This is a genomic window from Rhodococcus sp. ACPA1 (assembly GCF_002300195.1).
In the GTDB taxonomy this organism is placed as follows: domain Bacteria; phylum Actinomycetota; class Actinomycetes; order Mycobacteriales; family Mycobacteriaceae; genus Rhodococcus_F; species Rhodococcus_F opacus.
In genome coordinates this window covers 403,417-421,861 of record NZ_NSDX01000006.1, presented here as the reverse complement: position 1 = coordinate 421,861, position 18,445 = coordinate 403,417, and the positions used below count along the sequence as shown (strand labels likewise).

Genomic DNA, 18,445 nt, shown 5'->3' with positions numbered 1-18,445 from the left:
GTTGACGATCAACACCTTCGGGGCACGTCCACACGGGCGTGCCCCGAAGACGATCACTCGCCACATGACATCTACTGAACGCATCACATTGACTTGTTCTACATGAACGTAGAATAATCGACTTAAACGTCACACAGACTGGAGTTTGCCATGAATCTCGAGCGAGTCGCAGTTCTCGGAGGTGGACCCGGCGGCCTGTATGCCGCAAGACTGCTCAAACTCAGCCATCCGGACGCCGAGGTGACGGTGTACGAACAGAGCGCCCCGGACAAGACATTCGGATTCGGCGTCGGACTCGCCTCCCGCACCCAGCGCAATCTTCGCGAGGCCGATTCGGCATCACTGGAGGCCATCGTTGCCGCTGCGCACCCGCACGACATGTCGATGCAGGTCGGCGAGCACATCGCCCGCCTACAGAACGGCGACCTCCTCGCGATCGCGCGCACATCCCTGCTCGAAGTACTGCAACAGCAAGCCCGGCAGGCCGGCGTCCGACTGCACTTCGGTGAACGCCGGGACATCGCCGACCTCGACGCGGACCTGATCATCGCGGCCGACGGCATCAACAGCGGAACGCGCACACAACTCGCAGACCGCTTCGATCCACATATCGACACCGGCACCGGCCTGTACCTCTGGTGCGGAACCGATTTCGCTCTGCCGAGCGCAATATTCACACCGGCCACCACCGAGCACGGCACCTTCGTCGCACACGCTTACCCATACGCGCCACACCGCAGCACCTTCCTCATCGAAACCGACGAGGACACGTGGCGGCGGGCAGGATTCGACGTATCCACCGAGAAGACAGCACCGCTCGACAGCGACGAAACCTCACTGCACTATCTGCAAGCAGCGTTCGCCGACACTCTGCAACACCACCCGCTGATCGGTAACCGCACCCGCTGGATGCGCTTCCGCACCATCACGTGTGGGCACTGGCACAGCGGCAACGTCGTACTCCTCGGCGACGCCGCACACACAGCGCACTACTCCATCGGCTCGGGCACCAAACTCGCCATGGAGGACGCCATCACACTCGATCACGCACTCACCGCCTCCCCGAACGTCGAGGAAGCGCTCGCGCAATACGAACGAACTCGCCGCCCCGCCGTCGAATACCTCCAGCGCATCGCGCATCGCAGCGAACTCTGGTGGGAGTCCTTCCCGCAGCGGATGGCACTTCCGGTCGAACAGTTGCTCATCGCCTACATGACCCGCGCCGGAAAGGTCAGTCTCAACCGATTCCACGACACCGCGCCCGCGCTCGTGCGGAAGGGCCTGGCGAGCTACGCGGACGTGCCTGCCGACGCGATCCCCGACACGGACATCACGGATTGGACAATCGGGCAACCACTCGACCACGGTGACTGCCGATTCGAGCACCGGATCGCACCGCCGGACCTGCGCGATGCCACCACCACCACAGTGCTCGACATCGACTTCGACTCCGCGTGGGGCCCGGAGGCCACCGCACTCGTCGAGACTGCACCGACCGCGCGAACTCTCTGGCTCACCGGCCCACCCACCCGCTCATCGCTGCTCAGCAGGCTCGATTTCGCCGAACGTCTCGGTCACCACACGGACGCAGTCGTCGTCGTCGAGGCCCCCACTTCCTGCCGCGCAGATGTCGCAGCAGGTTTGGCCAGCGTACGGATGCACCTCGCGTTCTTCCGTGATCCGGCGACGTCGGACGCTGATCCGGCGCTTTCCGGGTTGCGGGTCTCGACATGAGTACGCGACCAGTGACCAGCGCCGGTTATCCTTCGGACATGACAAGCGAGGAGGCCGCGAACGAGCGCCGACCCCGAGGCCGGGGCAAATCCCGTACCACCGATCAGACTGCGACCGAGAGCGCGGGCATCCGCAGCAACCCCCGCCGTGAGCTGGTGGAAAAGCAGATCATCGAGCAGGCCACTCGACTGTTTGCCGAACGAGGATTCGCGAGCACCACACTGCAGGACATCGCCGACGCAACCGGCCTGACACGGCCGGCCCTCTATCACTACGTGGCCAACAAAGACGAGCTCCTCTCCCGCCTGGTCAGCGAGAGCACTGAGACACCGGCCGCATTGCTACATACCATCAACGAGCGCACCGATCTGGGTCCGACGGAAAAGCTCCGCGAGATGTCCACCGCCATCGCACTGCATCAGGCGCAGGCCCCAGATCGATTCCAGTTGATCGTCCGATCGGAAGCCGAACTACCCGAAGACATCTCACGTAACTACGAGCAGAGCCGTCGACACGTGCTCAAGGAATTCATTCACGTCGTCGAAGACGGTATCCGCACCGGTGAGATGCGACCGGTCGATCCGCGAACCGCAGCTCTGGCCGTCATCGGCATGCTCAACTGGATCGCCTGGTGGCATCAGCCGGGCAACGCAGACGACGACCGAGTGATCGCGACTCAACTCGCAGACATGGCAGTACGCTCCTTGGTCCACCAGGATCCGCAGTCGGCGACCCCGGAAGGCCCCGCACGAGCAATCGCCATGATCCGCCAGGACCTGAACTACCTCGAACGGCTGCTCGACGAATCACGCCCCGACTGACCGCGCTCGATAGCAACGTGCCCCGATCTGATGGAGGTCACGCGCGTCGCAGCGCCAGCACGGGGATCGTCCGGATACCCGCGGTCTTCTGCGCGTACTCCGCAAAGCCGGGATACCGGCGCGCCTGCTCGGCGAAGATCCGATCCCGTTCGTCACCGGTCACCTCGACGACGGTCACCGGGAACTGCTCGGTGCCCCGTTCGACCTCTGCCGTACCTGCGGTGACGAGGTTGTAGTACCAGTCGGGATTGGTCGGGGCACCGGCCTTGGAAGCGAAGACGTAGATAGTGTCCGGACCTTGCTCATCGGGTAGATACATCATCGGGCTCACGCGATCGCGCCCAGTCTTACGGCCCCGGTGGTGAACCAGCACCACCGGGGCGCCCTCGAATGGGCCACCCACTCGGCCCTGGTTTGCCCGGAATTCGGCAATGATGTTCGCGTTCCAGTCGTCGGGAGTGCTCATCCTCGGAATTGTCCTAGCCCGGCGCGGGAACAGGCGGCATTTCCGGTCGACGTTGCCGACTCGTGTCGCACTCGTTCCCGTGCTGACCGAGATGGCGACCAGTGCGGCACCGACAGAATCAGCCCTGCTTGGGCACCCAGTGGTCGGTGACGAGCTCGTAACTCTGTTTGAGCTCCCCGTACGCCGCTCGCTGGGCCTCCTCGCCCTCGCCGTACCGCCGAACGGCCATCTCATGGGCCGTCGCGAAGGCCGCCTGCACCTCCTTCGACGATCGCCGCAGTGTCTGTGGGAGCTCGGTTCGGTTCACCGCTCCACTCCTTCTCGGTCGTGGCCGTGATGTACTCCTCGATTGTCCGCCCGGGACCCCCGCGACGGTACCGGGTTGACCGGGTTTTCCGATTCCGGCCACGGGCGGCCCGGGCTCGGCACTGCCGGCACCTGCGCGCCCCCGGGCGGGGTCTGCGCAGGGAACCCGGCACCCACACGCATCGAAGCGTGCCTCCACGGTGGCCTTCCAACGGTGTAGACCGGGGAAACACCTGGCACCGGGCACCGGTATGGGTAACAATGACCTCGGAAAACACACAGCAACGCCAAATTCATTCTCGCCGAAGGGAAGTCCGCACCGGAGGAGACTCGATGCCCGTTTCGACACACACATTGTTACAGCACGTCCAGGATCGCACCACCGACCTACGCCGATGGTTGGATACCGGCGACAACACCACCGCCCTGACGGCGTATCTGCGCGACGAACCCGTCGACCACCGATGGCTCACCACCTACAAGCGACTCACGCACGACCTGCTGAGGGCGGTCGACCACGCCCGCTCACCCAGGGCGCCGCACAAAACGCCGATGCCGAACGTCGGCCGTCCGCCGGACCGTCGATGAACAACGACCAACGCCGGGCGCTCGAGCACGTACGCGACACCTGCGCCATGCTGCACAGCTTCCTGACCACCCACCCGAGCGACCGACCCCCCGAACTGGTCCGATCGGCCACCTTCGAGCAGCTCACCGACGACCTCCTCGACGCCGTCACCGCAGCGCAGAACGCCGGCATCCCCGAACAACGCATCTTCGACAGCATGTGACAACCGTCTGCTGGCCCAGTTCGTGGCCGAAGCCCCCACCGGGATCACAGTTCGGCTCTCTAGCTGGTGCCGGGCGCGGAATACGCATCGCCAGGTGCAATTCCCGCTCGTATTCCGATTGCTCCGGCCTCCCCACGGTTGGCGACGTCGAGTTTCTTCAAGACGCTCGCGACGTGGAATTTGATGGTGCTCTGGCTGATCCCGAGTTCCTCGGCGATGGCACGATTGCGTTTGCCCACCGCGAGGTGAGCGAGGACTTCGAGCTCGCGGGGGTTCAGGGTGGACAGAAGATGCTCGTCGGGACGGGCGGCGGGCGGGTCCAAGGGGATGGTCAGCGTCACCCGGCTCCCCCAGCCGGCGATGGACTCGATGTCGATCCGGCCGCGCAACGTGTGCAGGCGTCCGGACAGTTGGCGAGTCAGTGCATTGCGGTCGATGGTTCCGGGCCCCTGGTCACGGACCTCGATCAGGACGTTGTCACCGTCGCAGTCCCACGCGATCCGCAGCCGGGGCAGCATCGGTTGTGCGCCGAATGCCAGCACGATGGCGCGGACCATCGCGCGCGCCGCATGCGCCACCTCACCAGGGAGCGGACGGCCGTCGGCCGGCGGGTCGACATAGTCGACGTCGACCTCCCGATGCCGCAAGAGAGGTCGCAATTCGCCCTGCAACCTGGCGAATGCCGTGGTGACCGCCTCCTCGGACAGGGCCCGATCGGCGGCACCCGCCGACCGCAGCGCAATCAGTGCGGCCGATGCCGTCTCGCTCGCCGTGATGCGCGACCGCCGATCGTCGAGGTCGTTCGAGCGCAGAGTTCCGAGGATCGACGACAGGGTCGCCTCGTGCACCTCCGTCAGTTCGGCGATGGTGCGGGCGCGTTCACTCGACGCCGCCCGTGACTCGGCGAGATAGTCGGGGCTGGCCTGTGCCACCTGGTGCTGGATGGAGGTCGCGAGGATCCCGAACATCGCCGCGACCCCATCGGGGTCGGGTGCGCCCGTCCGAGATGGCCGCGGAACCAGGACGAGCAAGGTGTCGCCGGAGTCGCGGACCGCCCAGACTCGGCGGCGTCCACCTCCCAGCGAACGGATTCCGGCGAAGACACCACCGGGTTCGATGGATTGTTTGATCTCGTCGAGTTCGTCGATGGTCACCCGGTCGACGATCTCGCGGTTACCTGCAACTTTGCGCGGGCGCCCGGTGCATTCACGGGTGAAGATCACCAAGGCATCGTGCGACCACAATGGGCCCAGGAACCGGGAGAAGCGGGCCGCGATGTCCGGGAGCGGTCCCGTAATCACCTTCCGCATCTCCACCCAGGCATCGACCTGCAACCGAACCGAGTCCTCCACGCTTACCACCCGTCAACCGTATGACTGGTCGCCGCGAGAAGGCACTGGCCAAGCGGCCAGCCCGAACCCGCCGACCGGCCGGGTGCCCCAGCGCACCGGGGTCGGCAGCCTTGGGATCAGACCCGAACCGCTACCACCGAGGAGGACCATGACCGTCACCGTCGAGCAGACACGCACACGGTTCAGTGACGGGCGCCGCATCGTGCTCGACGAGAACGAGCGCCTACTCAATTCCGTTGCCGCAGAACAGTGGGACCGCGCCGGCTTGCTCATCACGACTGCGCGGGCAGTGTTCGTGATCGGCAACGGGCGCAGCGGCCTGGCCGTCCAGATGGCGGCGATGCGACTGATGCACCTCGGCCTGCGTGTCCATGTGGCCGGGGAGGTCACCGCCCCTGCCATCGGCGGCGGCGATCTGCTGATCGCCGTCTCCGGGTCGGGCACCACCGCCTCGGTGGTCGGCGCGGCCGATACCGCGAAGAAGGTGGGTGCCTCGGTCCTGGCAGTCACTACTTCCATGGACTCGCCACTCGCCCGGCGCGCCGACGAGGTCCTGGTCCTGCCGGCGGCCGACAAGCAGGACCACAGCGCAGCCATCACCCGCCAGTACGCGGGCAGCCTGTTCGAACAATCCGTGCTCCTCGCATTCGACGCACTGTTCCAGGCGTTGTGGAGCAATGAAGACCAGACCGCCGAGCGGCTGTGGGAACGCCACGCCAACATCGGCTGACCACGAATCCCATCACAAGATAACCAGGAGAAACACATGACGAAGCTGCAGGTTGCAGTCGACCTTCTCACCACCGCCGACGCGCTGGCCCTGACCAACAAGGTCGCCCCGTACGTCGACATCATCGAACTCGGGACCCCGCTGATCAAGAGCGCCGGCCTCAGCGCAATCAGCGCGATCAAGGCGGCGCACCCGGACAAGGAGGTCTTCGCCGACCTCAAGACCGCCGACGCCGGCTTCCTCGAGGCCGACCTGGCCTTCTCCGCCGGCGCAGACCTGGTTACCGTCCTCGGCGCTGCCGGTGATGCCACCATCAAGGGTGCCGTCGAGGCAGGTCAGAAGCACGGCAAGAAGGTCGTCGCCGATCTGATCGGCGTCGAGAACCGTGTCGAGCGGGCCCGCGAGATCTCCAAGCTCGGTGTCGCGTTCGTCGAGATCCACGCCGGCCTCGACGAGCAGGCCCAGCCCGGGTACTCCATCCAGACCCTCCTCGACGACGGCAAGATCGCCGGTGTCCCGTTCTCCGTCGCCGGCGGCGTGAAGGTCGACACCATCGCCGCCGTCCGTGACGCCGGTGCCGACGTCGCCGTCGCCGGCGGCGCCATCTACAGCGCCGAGGACCCCGCCGCAGCTGCGAAGGCCCTCAAGGAAGCACTGACCAAGTAGCACGCGATCGCTGACGGTGAAGGCTCTGAACACAACCGGTTCAGGGTCTTCACTCTTTCGCACCCCGGGTCAGATTCCGTCTCAGTGCAGACAGCCGAGAGGGGTTCTCCGCCGGCAACAGATGGCGGAGAACCCCGTAAGTGGTGGTGGCTGAACGGTTACGTGGCGGTCGGTTCGAAGTGGAGGATCTGTACTCCCCCGGTGGCGAAGTGGGGTACATCGGCCTGAGCTGCCGCACCCTCAGGTGACGCGAGAGCCGCGAACATCTCCTCTGCGGAGTCGAAATCCGCCTCGAAGATCGCGACAAACGGTGTGGCTCCCTCGGCTGCCGCAACGTCTACGGTGTGGCGGATCGCGCGGACGCCCGGGAGTTTGCGCGCAATCGGCAGGTGGGTGCCCTGGTAATACGTGCGGAAGGCGTCGGGGTCGGCAGGTCGGCCGTAGAGGACCATCAGGGTGTGCATGTGTTCCTTTTCTCGACTAGCAGGTGCAGGTGCGCAGGACGCCACGGGTGCCGGACGATCGTCCCGCGCAGGTTCCATTGCGGCAGGTGCGGGGCGAACTGCGAGTAGTAGCCATCGTCGTCGGCGTGCCACAACTCGATGATCGCCCCGCCGAGGCCGGTGACCCGGCCCCGGAGCACGAGCGAGGGGACGCCCGGTCCTCCTCCCGCATCGGCAGGGTGCACCGGGCGGGGAGTTCCGGTGCGCCGAATCGCGTCGTAGAGGCGGGCGGTCATCCGGATCAAGTTCCGGAACGCCGGATGCGTGGTGAATCCTTCACCCGGTCCCGTTGAAACCAGATCTCCCGATCATCGCGCAGCGACTCGATGTACTCGTCACCGGTCATCGGACGGGTGGTGAAATTCGCGGTCCGGGTCGCATCACAGTCCGAGGCGGCATTGACCTTCGTGCGGTCGACGTCGCTATCGGGGACAGCTTCGGTGGTGGTCATGCGGTGGTCCTTTCGAGAGCCTGGTCGCTGCGGCGGCAGTGCGCGGCAGGGGGATACAGGTAGAAGGGGGTACGCAGGGTGTTTCCGGCGCCGTGCGCGGTGCCATCGTCCCTCGGACAGGTCACACGGTGACGCCACTGACGAACCTTCCGAAGGCGCTACGTAATTCGCGATCGCTGAACTTCCGCACGACCGGGGGTTCTAAGGACACACGCTGCTCGGTCACGGTCGATCCTCGGGCACCGGGTTCTGAGCGGGATCCCACTGGACCAGTACGCGCTCGGGTCCGCGGAAGGACGTGTTCGGCGAGTACGTCCACTCCTGGCCCTCCACCAGAATCAGGTGCGGAAGCCGCTTGGTGGTCTCCTCGAGCATCACGCGCATCTCCATTCGGGCCAGGGCCTGCCCCAGGCAGAGGTGGATACCCCATCCGAACGCCACATGCTCGTCTGCGTTCTCGCGGGTGATGTCGAAGCGGTCGCCGTCGTCGAACACGGCGTCGTCGTGGTTGGCCGATCCGGTGAGCACGAGAATGCGTTCACCGGCGGCGATGTCGAAGCCACCGATCGTCACCGGGCGGGTGGTCACTCGCCGCCAGGCCGGCACCGAGGACGCGTAGCGCAGGATCTCCTCGACGGCGTTCGGGATGAGCGAGGAATCGTTGCAGAGTAACTCCCACTGATCACGGTTCTCGAGCAACACCTTGAAACCGTTCGCGGTTGCGTTCGTCGTGGTCTCGTGCGAGGCGTAGAGGTGGCTCTGCATGATCGAGGCAAGGTACGTTTTGTCCCACACGTCGTCGTTGCCGGCCTTCTGCCATGCCTTGATCGCATTGCTCATGTAGTCGTCGCCGGGATTCTCGATCAACCGCTCGACGTGTTCGCGGGCGTACTCGAGGTAGGCGGCGAACTCGCCCGCCAACTCCACCTGCTGCTCATCGGTCGGGCGACCCCAGATCCACAACGCGAAGCGGGACGCGTACCCGCGGGCGCGCTCGACCTCTGCCTCCGGTACTCCCATCAACACGAACGCCGTAAGGGCAGGCACCTGGAACGTCATGTCTGCGACCATGTCAGCATTGCCCGTCTTGATCATCGCGTCGAGGCAGTCGCCGACGAAGCGGCGGGTTATCGGCTCGATCTCGGCAACCCTGTCGTCGGTGACACCCTTGCGCAGCACGCGGCGCCGCTTGGTGTGCAGCGGCGCGTCCTCGTCGACGAGCATCGTCGAGGGCACGAAGTCGACGGCCGCGAGTTTCTCCATCGCGGCCGGGCAGGGCGGTTTGATCAGCTCACCGGCGGCGGTGGCACTGTACGACTCGGTGTCCCTGAAGATGGCGACGACATCGTCATACCGGCTCACCACCCAGTACCCGATCTCGGGACTGTAGAAAACCGGTTCCTCGTTGCGGGCGCGGGTGAATACGGCATAAGGGTCCTGCAGGTATTCCTCGTCGAACGGATTGAACTCCGCCGCGAACTGGCTCACCGGGCACTTGCCCGGTGACGTCGCCGAACCCTGCGGCGCGGAGGTGGTTTCAGTCATGTCGATTCTCCTATGAGTGGACGGGTGCGGTGGCACGCCGGGCTGCGACGAACCAGGGAATGGACGAACCAGGGAATGTATGGGGTCGTGTGCACGTCAGAGGTCGAGGACGAGCCGCCCGGAGAGGGCGCGTGAGCAGCAAATCATCATTACGTCGTTCTCGGCCTGCTCGTCCTCGTCGAGGATCTGATCGCGATGGTCGACTTCGCCCTCGAGGACCGTGGTCTCGCAGGAACCGCAGACGCCTTCGGCGCAACTGTTCGACGCCTTGATGCCACAGGCGAGGACGGCGTCGAGGATGGTCTGGTCGGGTGCGACGGTCAGCGTCTTGGCCGACCTCGTGAGTTCGACTTCGAAGGCCACTTCGGCGTCCGGGTCGAGTTCGACGGCGGTTCCGGAGAAGTGTTCGACGTGTAACTGTTTCGACATGCCGAGCTCGGCGCAGCGGGCTGTGACCGCGTCGAGGAGTCGTTGCGGTCCGCAGCTGTAGATGTGCACGCCGGGACCGAGGTGCGCTCCGAGAAGGTCGTCGACGTTCATGCGGGCGCCTTCGCCGGACACGCACAACTGAACATTGTCCCGATCGCCGAGCTGATCGGCGAAGGCCATGTTCGTGCGGGACCGGCCGGCGTAGATCAGCCGATGTGGGCGTTGCTGTGAAGCGGCAGCCCCCATCATCGGAAGTATCGGCGTGATCCCGATTCCGCCGGCGATGAACAGATACTCTTCGCCGGATTCGAGTGGAAAGTTGTTCCGCGGATGCGATGTGGTGAGCGTTGCGCCCTTCGTGATCTCGTCGTGGATATATTGCGATCCACCGCGGCTGTTCGGATCGCGCAGAATCGCTACCTCGTAACGAGATCGATCACCAGGGTCGCTGTGCAGCGAATACTGTCTGACCATGCCGCCGGGTAGGTGAATGTCGATGTGCGCGCCTGCCTCCCATTCGGGAAGGTCATCTCCATTGCTGTCGATCACACTCAACGTGAGCACGTTGTCACATTCGCGGCGAACCTCATCCACGATCAGGTGCAGAACCGGCGTCGAATCGGATGCGACGGTGGGCATATGAGCCTCCATGGCTTGGGAAGCGGGAAAATACTCTGACAGAGCGACTTTCAGGTCAGGGACGGAGTCGGTCACTACCGATAGAAGTTGTGTTCGGCCTCACTTACGAAGTTACGAAGTTGCGCGTGTCATATCTATCCCCTCGGCGTCGCGAACTGTCCACGCAGCGACAGCGATGCGCCGGAGTCGACGGCGGCGCCGCGGCATGCAGATCGACGCGGGCCGGCACCACGATGTCCGCCGGTCTTCGAAGGCCGGCGGACATCGTGGTGGGATATGGATCTGCGTTCAGATCGCCAGCGGAGCCGCCCCGCACGACGCCTGGCGGTGACCAATTTTGCCTGTCTTCGTGAGAGGCGTCAGCTCACGCGGCGGCCGCAGCCGGGAGCCAGTCGACTTCGACTGATTGAGCACCGGACAGCGCGAGCAACGCGCGGATCGGTCCGCCTTCGCGGAGCTGGCGGCCGACCTCCCACTGCCGCGCCGCAGGGTTGCCCGTGACCGCGAGTGTGGAATCGCCGATCAACAGCTGAGGGGTGTGGATGTAACGGCTGCCCTCGATGAGCAGCACTTCTTCGTCGACGACGTGCACTGGGACGTCCTGCGCGCCGACGGTGTCTCCGAGCATCAATACCACCTGCTCCGCACCCGTGGCCGGGTCATGGGAGGCAACGATCCTGGCACTTTGGGCTCCGACGGTCACTCGAGCATCGAGTGTCAGAGCGGGGCGATCCCGGAAAGGGGTGAGCTCGTGTTCACCGAAGGCCACACGAGTCCGTGTGCTGGTGGATGCAGTCGTTGTTCTCGCCATGTCGATCATCTCTCGCCGTGTCGTTGCGGTGAGGCGTGGAGGTGATCGGTCGGTCAGCGCCGTTCGGCGGCCTGGTCGGGCCGGTCTCCCACTGCCCTTACTGACGAATCTAGGCACCCCGACCGGGCCTATCTATCCCGAGAGCGCACGACACTATCCATCCAGCGCCCATTGCCGATCCCTCCCATCGCCATCGTCGTGGCGCCGGACGCGAACCGGGGTGCGGCGCGTCAGCCGTACCGCAAGGTCTGCGAAGGACTGACCCCATACATTTGCCGGTAGTCGCGCGAGAATCGCCCGTAGTGGTAGAACCCCCACCGTCCCGCGATGCCGGCGACCGTCTCGGCGTCATGTTGCGCATTGACCAGATCCTCATGCGCCTTTTTCATTCGGACGCCGCGGAGATACTCCATCGGAGTGGCATCCATGAATTCGCGGAATCCGCGCTGGAGTGCGCGCACACTCAACCCGACCTCGCGGGCAATATCGGCCGGCGTCAGAGGCAACGCCGCGTGTGCGCTGATGAACTCGACGGCATGACGAATCGTGGCCGGTGCGGTCAGCGCGGCCGGCGTCGCCAGATCATCCGCGTACTGATGTTCGGTCAGGGAAAGCAGCCCCACGACGATCGAGTACGCCAACGGCTCGGCCAGCATCGGGTTCACCAACATCGACCCGATGATCTGGCTCTGATATGTGTTCAGAACAAGTGTGCGCCACGCACCTCCATCGACACCGGTCAAATCGAGTCCACCATGGATCCGGACCGGCTCGGTGACCGGCCGACCCAGCAGATCCTGCAGCGCAGTGTGCACGGCCACACGGTCGAGCTTCATCGCGAACATGTTCAGCCGACTGTTCGGCGGAGTCAGGATCCGAGCATTGGAGCCGGTCTGATAGACCACCGCACTGTTCTCTTCGACAATGGTCTGCTCACCGTTCGACTCCGACAGAAGTCGACCCGACAACGGGATGTTCACGTGATAGCCCTCGATGGAGGGGCAGAAGAGGTCGCTGTTGCTGTTGTAGCGGATTTGGCCCGCAACCAACGGACCGGTGGCTATCGCTTTCAGGTCTGCTTCGAACCGGGACACCGGCGCAACCCGGGTGAGCTCGTGAGGATGGAACACCTGGCCCACACCTGCGGTCGCCTCCTCGACGTCTCCGCAGTGCAGGAGGATCGGCACGGATGGCCGACCACTGCCACGAGAGCCGTACGACGCGGTCATTCTTCCGATCGCCTTTCCATGGTCGGCAAGGGTCTCCCGACGATCACACGAACCAAGAGCCTCCTCCCACCCCACGGTTCGACATGCGCACACCTGACCGAATAGCGCCCGAGGAGTATGGTCTGCATCACTATTTTATGTCAATGATCTCCTTGTTCCCTGCTCCGCCGGAGCTCGTCCTCGTTGTCGACGGTCGTAGGCGTCGGCGGCAACTGCAGCCCGCATCCTGGCGCCGCAGATCGGCGTACGACACTGACCGGCGGCACCGCGGGTCAGAGCGACCGCCACTCCCGGCCGGTCCGGCTGAGGATCCGTTCCGCAGATTCCGGGCCGGACGCGCCGGACGGATAGATGTCCGGGCGACCGACGGCGGCCCAGTGCTCGAGGAGCGGATCGATGATCCGCCAGGACCATTCGACCTCCTCACGGCGAGGAAAGAGGGTGGCGTCGCCGCGCAGCACGTCACAGATCAGCCGCTCGTAGGCCTCCGGTGCCGGGTCGAACACCGACCGGAAGTCCATCCCCAGGCTGACCGGCTGAATGTGCATGCCGCCGCCCGGACGTTTGGCGCCGATGTGCAACTCGATGCCGTCGTCGGGCTGGACCCGGAACACGAGCACGTTCGAGACCGCCGCGGCCCTCGCGGCGGGTGACCCGTGGGCGGGGGGTGTGAACGTCACCGCGATCTCGGCGGTCCGCCGTGCGAGACGTTTGCCGGTACGGATGAAGAACGGCACGCCGGCCCATCGGCGGGTCGCGATGCCGACCGTCAGGGCAGCGAAGGTCTCGGTCGCCGAGTCTGCGGGGAACCCTGCCTCGTCAGCCAATCCCGGTACCGGAAGACCGTTCTCCACGCCCGCACCGTATCGGCCGCGGGCCGATGTCTCAGCGAGCGGTCCGAGAAGTTCGGTGGCAGAGAGGACCTTGAGCTTCTCGGCCGCGATGCTGTCGGCGTCGAACGCGACGGGTTCTTCCATCGCGATCAACGCCAACAGTTGCAGCAGGTGATTCTGGATGACATCGCGGGCGGCGCCGACGCCGTCGTAGTACCCGGCGCGCCCGGTCAGTCCAACACTCTCGGCCATGGTGATCTGCACGTGGTCGATGTGCCGGTTGTTCCACAGTGGCTCGAACATTCCGTTCGCGAACCGCAGCGCGAGGATGTTCTGCACCGTCTCCTTCCCCAGGTAGTGGTCGATGCGGTAGATCGAGGCCGGCGGAAACACTCTTTCCAGCGCGACACCGAGGGTCTGCGAGCTGGCGAGATCGTGCCCGAACGGTTTCTCCACCACCACCCGACGCCATCCGTGCGCATTCCGGTTCAGACCGCAAATCGCGAGCTGGTCGCAGACCGCCGCGAAGGAGGACGGCGGCACTGACAGGTAGAACAAGTAGTTACCGGGCTTGCCGCGGCGGACGTCGAGCTCGGCCAGCCGGGCGGCGAGTCCGGCGAACGCGGCCGTGTCGTCGAACGACCCCTCCACGAGGTGGATACGCTCGCTCAGCCCCGCCCACACCACCGGGTCGAATGGTGTGCGCGCGTGCGCGATCACTGCCTCGCGAAGCCGGGTTTCGGCGTGTGTGCTGTCGCGAGCGAAGCCGACGAGATCGAAGTCCGGTGGCAGCTGGCCACCGTGCGCGAGGTCGTAGATGGCCGGGACCAACTTCTTGCGGGCGAGATCACCGGTGATTCCGAAGATCACCATCGATGCCGGGTCGGTGACCTGACCGGCATCGCCGATCAACGCCTCACCGAGCCGGCCGTCCGAGCCCGCTGCCAGCGGGTCCCTCTCCTGCACTTCAGACACGGTCACTTCTGTTGCACTCCGTCTTTCGCTCCACCACACGCGCATTCGGACAATGCGTCGAATACCAGTGTCGAAGGCCCGGCGACGTAACGCACTTGGCCGAGCGGCCAGTGACGGCTGTCCGACCGGTCAGGTGAGGCGGCCCCGAATCCCCCGTAGACATAGACCTATGGCAAGACACTGCACATCGAAAGTGGAACGGTGACGATGAAACTGGGACTGGTCGGTCTGGGCAAAATGGGACTGAACATGCGTGAGCGGTTGCGTGAACGCGGACTCGACGCGATCGGATACGACCCGAACGCCGCCGACAGCGATGTGGACAGCCTCGAAGCGTTGGTCGAGTCGCTTCCGACGCCGCGGGCGATGTGGGTGATGGTGCCCGCCGGCACCCCGACCCGTCAGGTGATCGGGCAGCTTTCCCTCCTGCTTGCACCCGGTGACCTCGTCGTCGACGGCGGCAACTCCCGATTCACCGACGACACGATCAACGCGGACATCCTCGCCGAACACGGCATCCGCTACCTCGACTGCGGCGTCTCCGGTGGAGTGTGGGGGCGACGGAACGGGTACGCGCTGATGGCCGGCGGCGACGCCGCCGACATCGACCGGTTGATGCCGGTCTTCGACGCACTGCGACCGGACGGGGAGCGGGAGGACTCGTTCGTCCACGCCGGCCCGGTCGGCGCCGGACACTACGCGAAGATGGTGCACAACGGCGTCGAATACGGGCTGATGCAGGCCTACGCCGAGGGCTACGAGCTGCTCGCCGCCGAGGACTCGATCGCGGACGTGCCCGCAGTCCTGCGTGCCTGGTCGAAGGGCACCGTCGTGCGGTCCTGGCTTCTCGACCTCCTGGCGCAGGCCCTGTCCGAGGATCCCGACCTGGCCGCGATCTCCGGCTACACCGAGGATTCCGGCGAAGGCCGCTGGACCGTCGAACAAGCTATCGCACACGCGGTTCCGGCGCCGGTGATCTCCGCCGCACTGTTCGCGCGGTTCGCGTCCCGACAACACGATTCGCCCGCCATGAAAGCAGTTTCTGCGCTGCGTAGCCAGTTCGGTGGGCACGCTGTCCGACGTTCCGAACCCGCCGGGATCGGCTGAACCGTGACGACCTCGACCCGACGTGCCCGGCAACTCACCGGTTCGTTTCCTCGCGGCGGCCTGCAGCGGACGGCGCCATTCCGAACTCGCGGCTGAAGGCGAAGGAGAACGCTGCGGGAGATGCGTAACCGAGAGTCGAGGCGACCCGAGTCACCGGCTGCGAGCGCAGCATCGGGATGGCTGCCAGCAACCGAGCCCGCAGGCGCCAAGCCGCCGGACTGACCCCGACCTCGCGTAGGAATCGCCGGGTGAAGGCGCGTTCGCTCATCGCCACTCGGCCCGCCCACTCGGCGTTCGTCACGCCGACCTCCGGCTTGCCGAGATAGGACCGGCACAGCGCGACCAGGTCGGCCGACATCGGCAGCGTCAGGTGCAGGGGAAGCGACCTGAGCGTTGCCAGCTCGAACAGCAGCAGTGCCGCGATGGCACCCTCCCTGCCGGCGCGGTCGTACTCGGCGGATAGATCGGCGGCGGCGAGGAGCAGTTCGCGGAGCAGCGATGACACCTCGACCACGACGCACACCATGGGCCACCATGGCACCGCAGCAGGTTCGATGTAGAGACTGCTCGTACTCACACCGAGCATCCGTACCCGATGCCGTGTGGCCGGCGGAATCATGACGCCCTGAGCGGTGGGGACCGTCCAGGTGCCGTTGTCGGTCTCGACGACCATTGTTCCTGTAGCTCCGTAGAGGAACTGTGCACGACGGTGTTCGTGCCAGTCCAGCACGAAGCCGGCCGGATAGTCGGTCGCGATCGGGAGCACGTCCCGCTCGACACCGTCGACGTCGCTGAGGGGGACATTTCTCACGACACCCAACCTACCGGCTGACTCTCGAAAGAAATCGACTGACATTCGATTGTCGCCGCTACACCGATACGGTGAACTGGACCGAATGGATATGTTCGTTCTCGTTCTCGTCGGCCTCGTGACCGGGTTGACCACCGTCCTGTTCGGTTTCGGCGGCGGGTTCGTGACCGTCCCGGTCGTCCTGTGGGCGGAAGCAGGGCTCGGCGACTCGGCCGCTCGGGTCGCAGTCGCAACATCCGCGGCGGTAATGGTGGTGAATGCCGCCGTCGCCACGTCTGCAACCTCCCGCACGGTGCTGCGTCACTTGCGTGACTCTCGTTGCCTGCTTGCACTTCTCGGTCTCGGAGGCGTGGTAGGCGCGTTGCTTGCCCGGCTCGTTCCCGGCGCAATCATCCAGTGGGGGTTCGTCATTTATCTCGTCGGGACGATCGTTGATGTCCTGATGCGACCGGGCTTCTTCCGTCCGACGGCGCGGCACACGATCGACTCTCGGCAACGGTTCGCCATACCGACCTCGCTCGGGCTACCGATCGGCGCGAGCGCAGCATTTCTCGGCGTCGGCGGCAGTGTCATGACGGTGCCTCTCCTGCGCCGGTCCGGACTGGGGATGGGTGTCGCCACCGCCCTTGCAAACCCGCTGACCCTCGCCATCAGCCTGCCGGCGGCCCTGATCTTTCTCGTCAGCCGCGGTCCCGGATCGCCTGCCGGGGCCGCCCTGGTCGGATCCGTCGATCTGGCCGCGGCCCTGGCGCTGCTCCTCGGCGCACTTCCGGTGATCGTCACGCTGAGGCGGCGTCCACCCCGTCTGCCCGACCGCGTGCACGCGGTCGGTTACATGCTGCTCCTCGTCGCGGTCACCATGACCACTGTGCTTGCTGCGCTTCGGTAATCGCAAGAACGATTCAGCATGTTCAAGGCCACGCGCATGGTCATGGCGGTACCCGCTTGCATCACGGGGGACTCGTGTCTCGGTATAGGGGCCGACAGCGTTGGCCCCCCACCGCCGCCGAAACGACCGTCCGGCTCGACCCCGCCGGATAGGATTCTGCGCCGAGGAGGCATCCATGATGGTCCGGGAAGCGCGCAGCGCCCATCGCGAGGTTTCGCCACTCGAACTCTTCTTCGACCTGGTGTTCGTGCTGGCGATCGGTCAGCTCACCCATCATCTCGTCGATCATCTGACCTGGGGCGGTGCCGCCGAGACCCTGGTGGCGCTCGTTGCAGTGTGCGGTGTCTGGGTCTTCACCACCTTCGAGGTCACACTGCTCGACATCGAGCGCACCGGTACGAGGGTCGTGACGATCACGGTGATGGGCCTGGGGTTGTTCATGAACGCAGGCATCGGGCACGCTTTCGACGACAGTCCGTGGCTGTTCGTCGTCCCGATGCTGTTGGCGCTGAACGGCCCCGCAATCTATGCGGCGGCCACCGCCCCCACTCCCCTTCTTCGCCGGCATTTCCTCCACGTGTTGATCTGGTTCGCGGTCTCCGCACCCTTCTGGGTGGCCGGTGCCGCACTGGACACGCAGTGGCGTATGTGGTGCTGGGCCGTGGCGGCGCTCATCGACCTCGTCGGAACGTGGACCGCGCACCCTGTGCCGGGCGGGGCGACACGAACGCGGCAACTTCCGTTCGACGCCGAACACATGCTGGAGCGCATGCGGCTGTTCCTCATCATCCTTCTGGGCGAAACGGTGCTGACCCTGGGCCGCGTGATTGCCGCACATCATTCCGATGCCCTCACGCTCGTGCTCGCCGCAGGTTGCTTCGTCGCCCTCGTCTGCCTGTGGGCGGTCTACTTCGGGCGGGCCGAACAACTCGTGGAAAGCCATATCGCAGCCACCGAGAATCCGATCCGATCCGTGCACATCGGGATCAACGTGATCTACGGCGTCGTCACCGGCCTCGTCATGTTCGCCGCGGGAAGTGAAACGGTGCTCGCGCATACCGGCGCCGCGCGAGCGGGGGTGGGCGGTGTGCTGATGCTCGCAGGTCCGGCGATCTACCTGCTCGCACACGCTTTCTACTTTCGCATCACCACCGGCACCGGCTGGATCCCGCGGGCGGTCGGCGCCGCGGTACTCGGGCTGGCAGCCATCGCGGCCTTCTGGCTACCGGCCTACGCCGTCGTCGTCGCGCTGGTCCTCATTCTCCTCGTGCTGGCCGTCCACTTGAACCGAGAGCCCCACGACGAGCCCGCCGCCGAACGATAGTGAGCCCACCGGGGTAAGGCCACGTCGACGGCA

Annotated in this window: 19 protein-coding genes and 2 pseudogenes; 9 read left to right on the top strand and 12 right to left on the bottom strand. The window is 65.4% G+C overall.

Annotated elements, in window-relative coordinates; all coding sequences use genetic code 11:
- Positions 1-150 precede the first annotated feature (150 nt).
- Together CJ177_RS31430 and CJ177_RS31425 are read left to right on the top strand one after the other, a co-directional pair.
- A complete protein-coding gene (locus CJ177_RS31430; RefSeq protein ID WP_095869378.1) occupies positions 151-1,734 on the top strand; it encodes an FAD-dependent monooxygenase in 1,584 nt (527 codons plus the stop codon).
- 38 nt (positions 1,735-1,772) lie between these two features.
- Entirely contained in the window at positions 1,773-2,555 is a 783-nt protein-coding gene (locus tag CJ177_RS31425; RefSeq protein WP_179443321.1) for a TetR/AcrR family transcriptional regulator, read from the top strand.
- Positions 2,556-2,592: 37 nt separating this feature from the next.
- Here CJ177_RS31425 and CJ177_RS31420 read toward each other — a convergent pair whose 3' ends face one another.
- Both CJ177_RS31420 and CJ177_RS31415 read right to left on the bottom strand, forming a co-directional pair.
- Complete coding sequence (locus CJ177_RS31420; protein ID WP_061698702.1) at positions 2,593-3,021, bottom strand: nitroreductase/quinone reductase family protein; 429 nt, start codon at positions 3,019-3,021, stop codon at positions 2,593-2,595.
- Positions 3,022-3,139: 118 nt separating this feature from the next.
- Entirely contained in the window at positions 3,140-3,328 is a 189-nt protein-coding gene (locus CJ177_RS31415; protein ID WP_025432723.1) for a ChaB family protein, read from the bottom strand.
- A 332-nt stretch (positions 3,329-3,660) separates the two neighbouring features.
- Between CJ177_RS31415 and CJ177_RS31410 the strand changes: the two genes are divergently transcribed.
- Both CJ177_RS31410 and CJ177_RS31405 read left to right on the top strand, forming a co-directional pair.
- Positions 3,661-3,915 (top strand): hypothetical protein, encoded by a 255-nt coding sequence (locus CJ177_RS31410; RefSeq protein ID WP_025432724.1) that lies wholly within the window; start codon positions 3,661-3,663, stop codon positions 3,913-3,915.
- Positions 3,912-4,118, top strand: coding sequence for a hypothetical protein (locus CJ177_RS31405; RefSeq protein ID WP_005242421.1), 207 nt, complete (start codon positions 3,912-3,914; stop codon positions 4,116-4,118). Before CJ177_RS31410 ends, CJ177_RS31405 begins: the two co-directional genes overlap by 4 nt.
- Positions 4,119-4,177: 59 nt before the next feature.
- On the opposite strand, the gene CJ177_RS31400 is transcribed toward CJ177_RS31405, so the two are convergent.
- Positions 4,178-5,470, bottom strand: coding sequence for a LuxR C-terminal-related transcriptional regulator (locus CJ177_RS31400; RefSeq protein ID WP_095869376.1), 1,293 nt, complete (start codon positions 5,468-5,470; stop codon positions 4,178-4,180).
- 148 nt (positions 5,471-5,618) lie between these two features.
- On the opposite strand from CJ177_RS31400, the gene hxlB reads away from it, so the two are divergent.
- Both hxlB and hxlA read left to right on the top strand, forming a co-directional pair.
- The gene (gene hxlB, locus CJ177_RS31395; protein ID WP_061698703.1) at positions 5,619-6,200 is read left to right on the top strand and encodes a 6-phospho-3-hexuloisomerase; all 582 of its coding nucleotides are present in this window, start codon (positions 5,619-5,621) and stop codon (positions 6,198-6,200) included.
- A 36-nt stretch (positions 6,201-6,236) separates the two neighbouring features.
- On the top strand, positions 6,237-6,866 hold the full coding sequence (gene hxlA, locus CJ177_RS31390) for a 3-hexulose-6-phosphate synthase (RefSeq protein ID WP_005242427.1): 630 nt from the start codon (positions 6,237-6,239) through the stop codon (positions 6,864-6,866).
- A gap of 158 nt (positions 6,867-7,024) precedes the next feature.
- Here hxlA and CJ177_RS31385 read toward each other — a convergent pair whose 3' ends face one another.
- From CJ177_RS31385 to zwf, 8 genes and pseudogenes are all read right to left on the bottom strand, one after another.
- The gene (locus CJ177_RS31385; protein WP_061698704.1) at positions 7,025-7,330 is read right to left on the bottom strand and encodes an EthD family reductase; all 306 of its coding nucleotides are present in this window, start codon (positions 7,328-7,330) and stop codon (positions 7,025-7,027) included.
- A 53-nt stretch (positions 7,331-7,383) separates the two neighbouring features.
- Positions 7,384-7,577: pseudogene (locus tag CJ177_RS31380) on the bottom strand (catechol 1,2-dioxygenase); the annotation flags it as partial.
- Positions 7,528-7,820 (bottom strand): annotated as a pseudogene (locus CJ177_RS31375) (4-hydroxyphenylacetate 3-hydroxylase N-terminal domain-containing protein); the annotation flags it as partial. The pseudogenes CJ177_RS31375 and CJ177_RS31380, both read right to left, overlap by 50 nt.
- 222 nt (positions 7,821-8,042) lie before the next feature.
- Positions 8,043-9,365, bottom strand: a complete 1,323-nt coding sequence (locus CJ177_RS31370) for a cytochrome P450 (protein WP_061698707.1) — start codon at positions 9,363-9,365, stop codon at positions 8,043-8,045.
- A gap of 96 nt (positions 9,366-9,461) precedes the next feature.
- Positions 9,462-10,433, bottom strand: a complete 972-nt coding sequence (locus tag CJ177_RS31365; RefSeq protein ID WP_005242431.1) for a PDR/VanB family oxidoreductase — start codon at positions 10,431-10,433, stop codon at positions 9,462-9,464.
- Positions 10,434-10,797: 364 nt separating this feature from the next.
- Entirely contained in the window at positions 10,798-11,061 is a 264-nt protein-coding gene (locus tag CJ177_RS31360) for a hypothetical protein (RefSeq protein WP_143548724.1), read from the bottom strand.
- A 413-nt stretch (positions 11,062-11,474) separates the two neighbouring features.
- Complete coding sequence (locus CJ177_RS31355; protein ID WP_005242434.1) at positions 11,475-12,473, bottom strand: AraC family transcriptional regulator; 999 nt, start codon at positions 12,471-12,473, stop codon at positions 11,475-11,477.
- A 272-nt stretch (positions 12,474-12,745) separates the two neighbouring features.
- Positions 12,746-14,326: a glucose-6-phosphate dehydrogenase gene (gene zwf, locus CJ177_RS31350; protein WP_043943801.1), complete on the bottom strand. Its 1,581-nt coding sequence runs from the start codon at positions 14,324-14,326 to the stop codon at positions 12,746-12,748.
- Between the two features lie 162 nt (positions 14,327-14,488).
- Here zwf and gnd point away from each other — a divergent pair, with 162 nt between their 5' ends.
- Positions 14,489-15,388 carry a phosphogluconate dehydrogenase (NAD(+)-dependent, decarboxylating) gene (gene gnd, locus CJ177_RS31345; RefSeq protein ID WP_025432727.1) on the top strand — a complete coding sequence of 300 codons (900 nt, stop codon included), beginning with the start codon at positions 14,489-14,491 and terminating at the stop codon, positions 15,386-15,388.
- Between the two features lie 34 nt (positions 15,389-15,422).
- Here gnd and CJ177_RS31340 read toward each other — a convergent pair whose 3' ends face one another.
- Complete coding sequence (locus tag CJ177_RS31340) at positions 15,423-16,199, bottom strand: helix-turn-helix domain-containing protein (protein WP_179443320.1); 777 nt, start codon at positions 16,197-16,199, stop codon at positions 15,423-15,425.
- Positions 16,200-16,290: 91 nt separating this feature from the next.
- Here CJ177_RS31340 and CJ177_RS31335 point away from each other — a divergent pair, with 91 nt between their 5' ends.
- On the top strand, positions 16,291-17,088 hold the full coding sequence (locus CJ177_RS31335) for a TSUP family transporter (RefSeq protein ID WP_061045835.1): 798 nt from the start codon (positions 16,291-16,293) through the stop codon (positions 17,086-17,088).
- Positions 17,089-17,263: 175 nt separating this feature from the next.
- Positions 17,264-18,412: a low temperature requirement protein A gene (locus CJ177_RS31330; RefSeq protein WP_005242444.1), complete on the top strand. Its 1,149-nt coding sequence runs from the start codon at positions 17,264-17,266 to the stop codon at positions 18,410-18,412.
- Positions 18,413-18,445 lie beyond the last annotated feature (33 nt).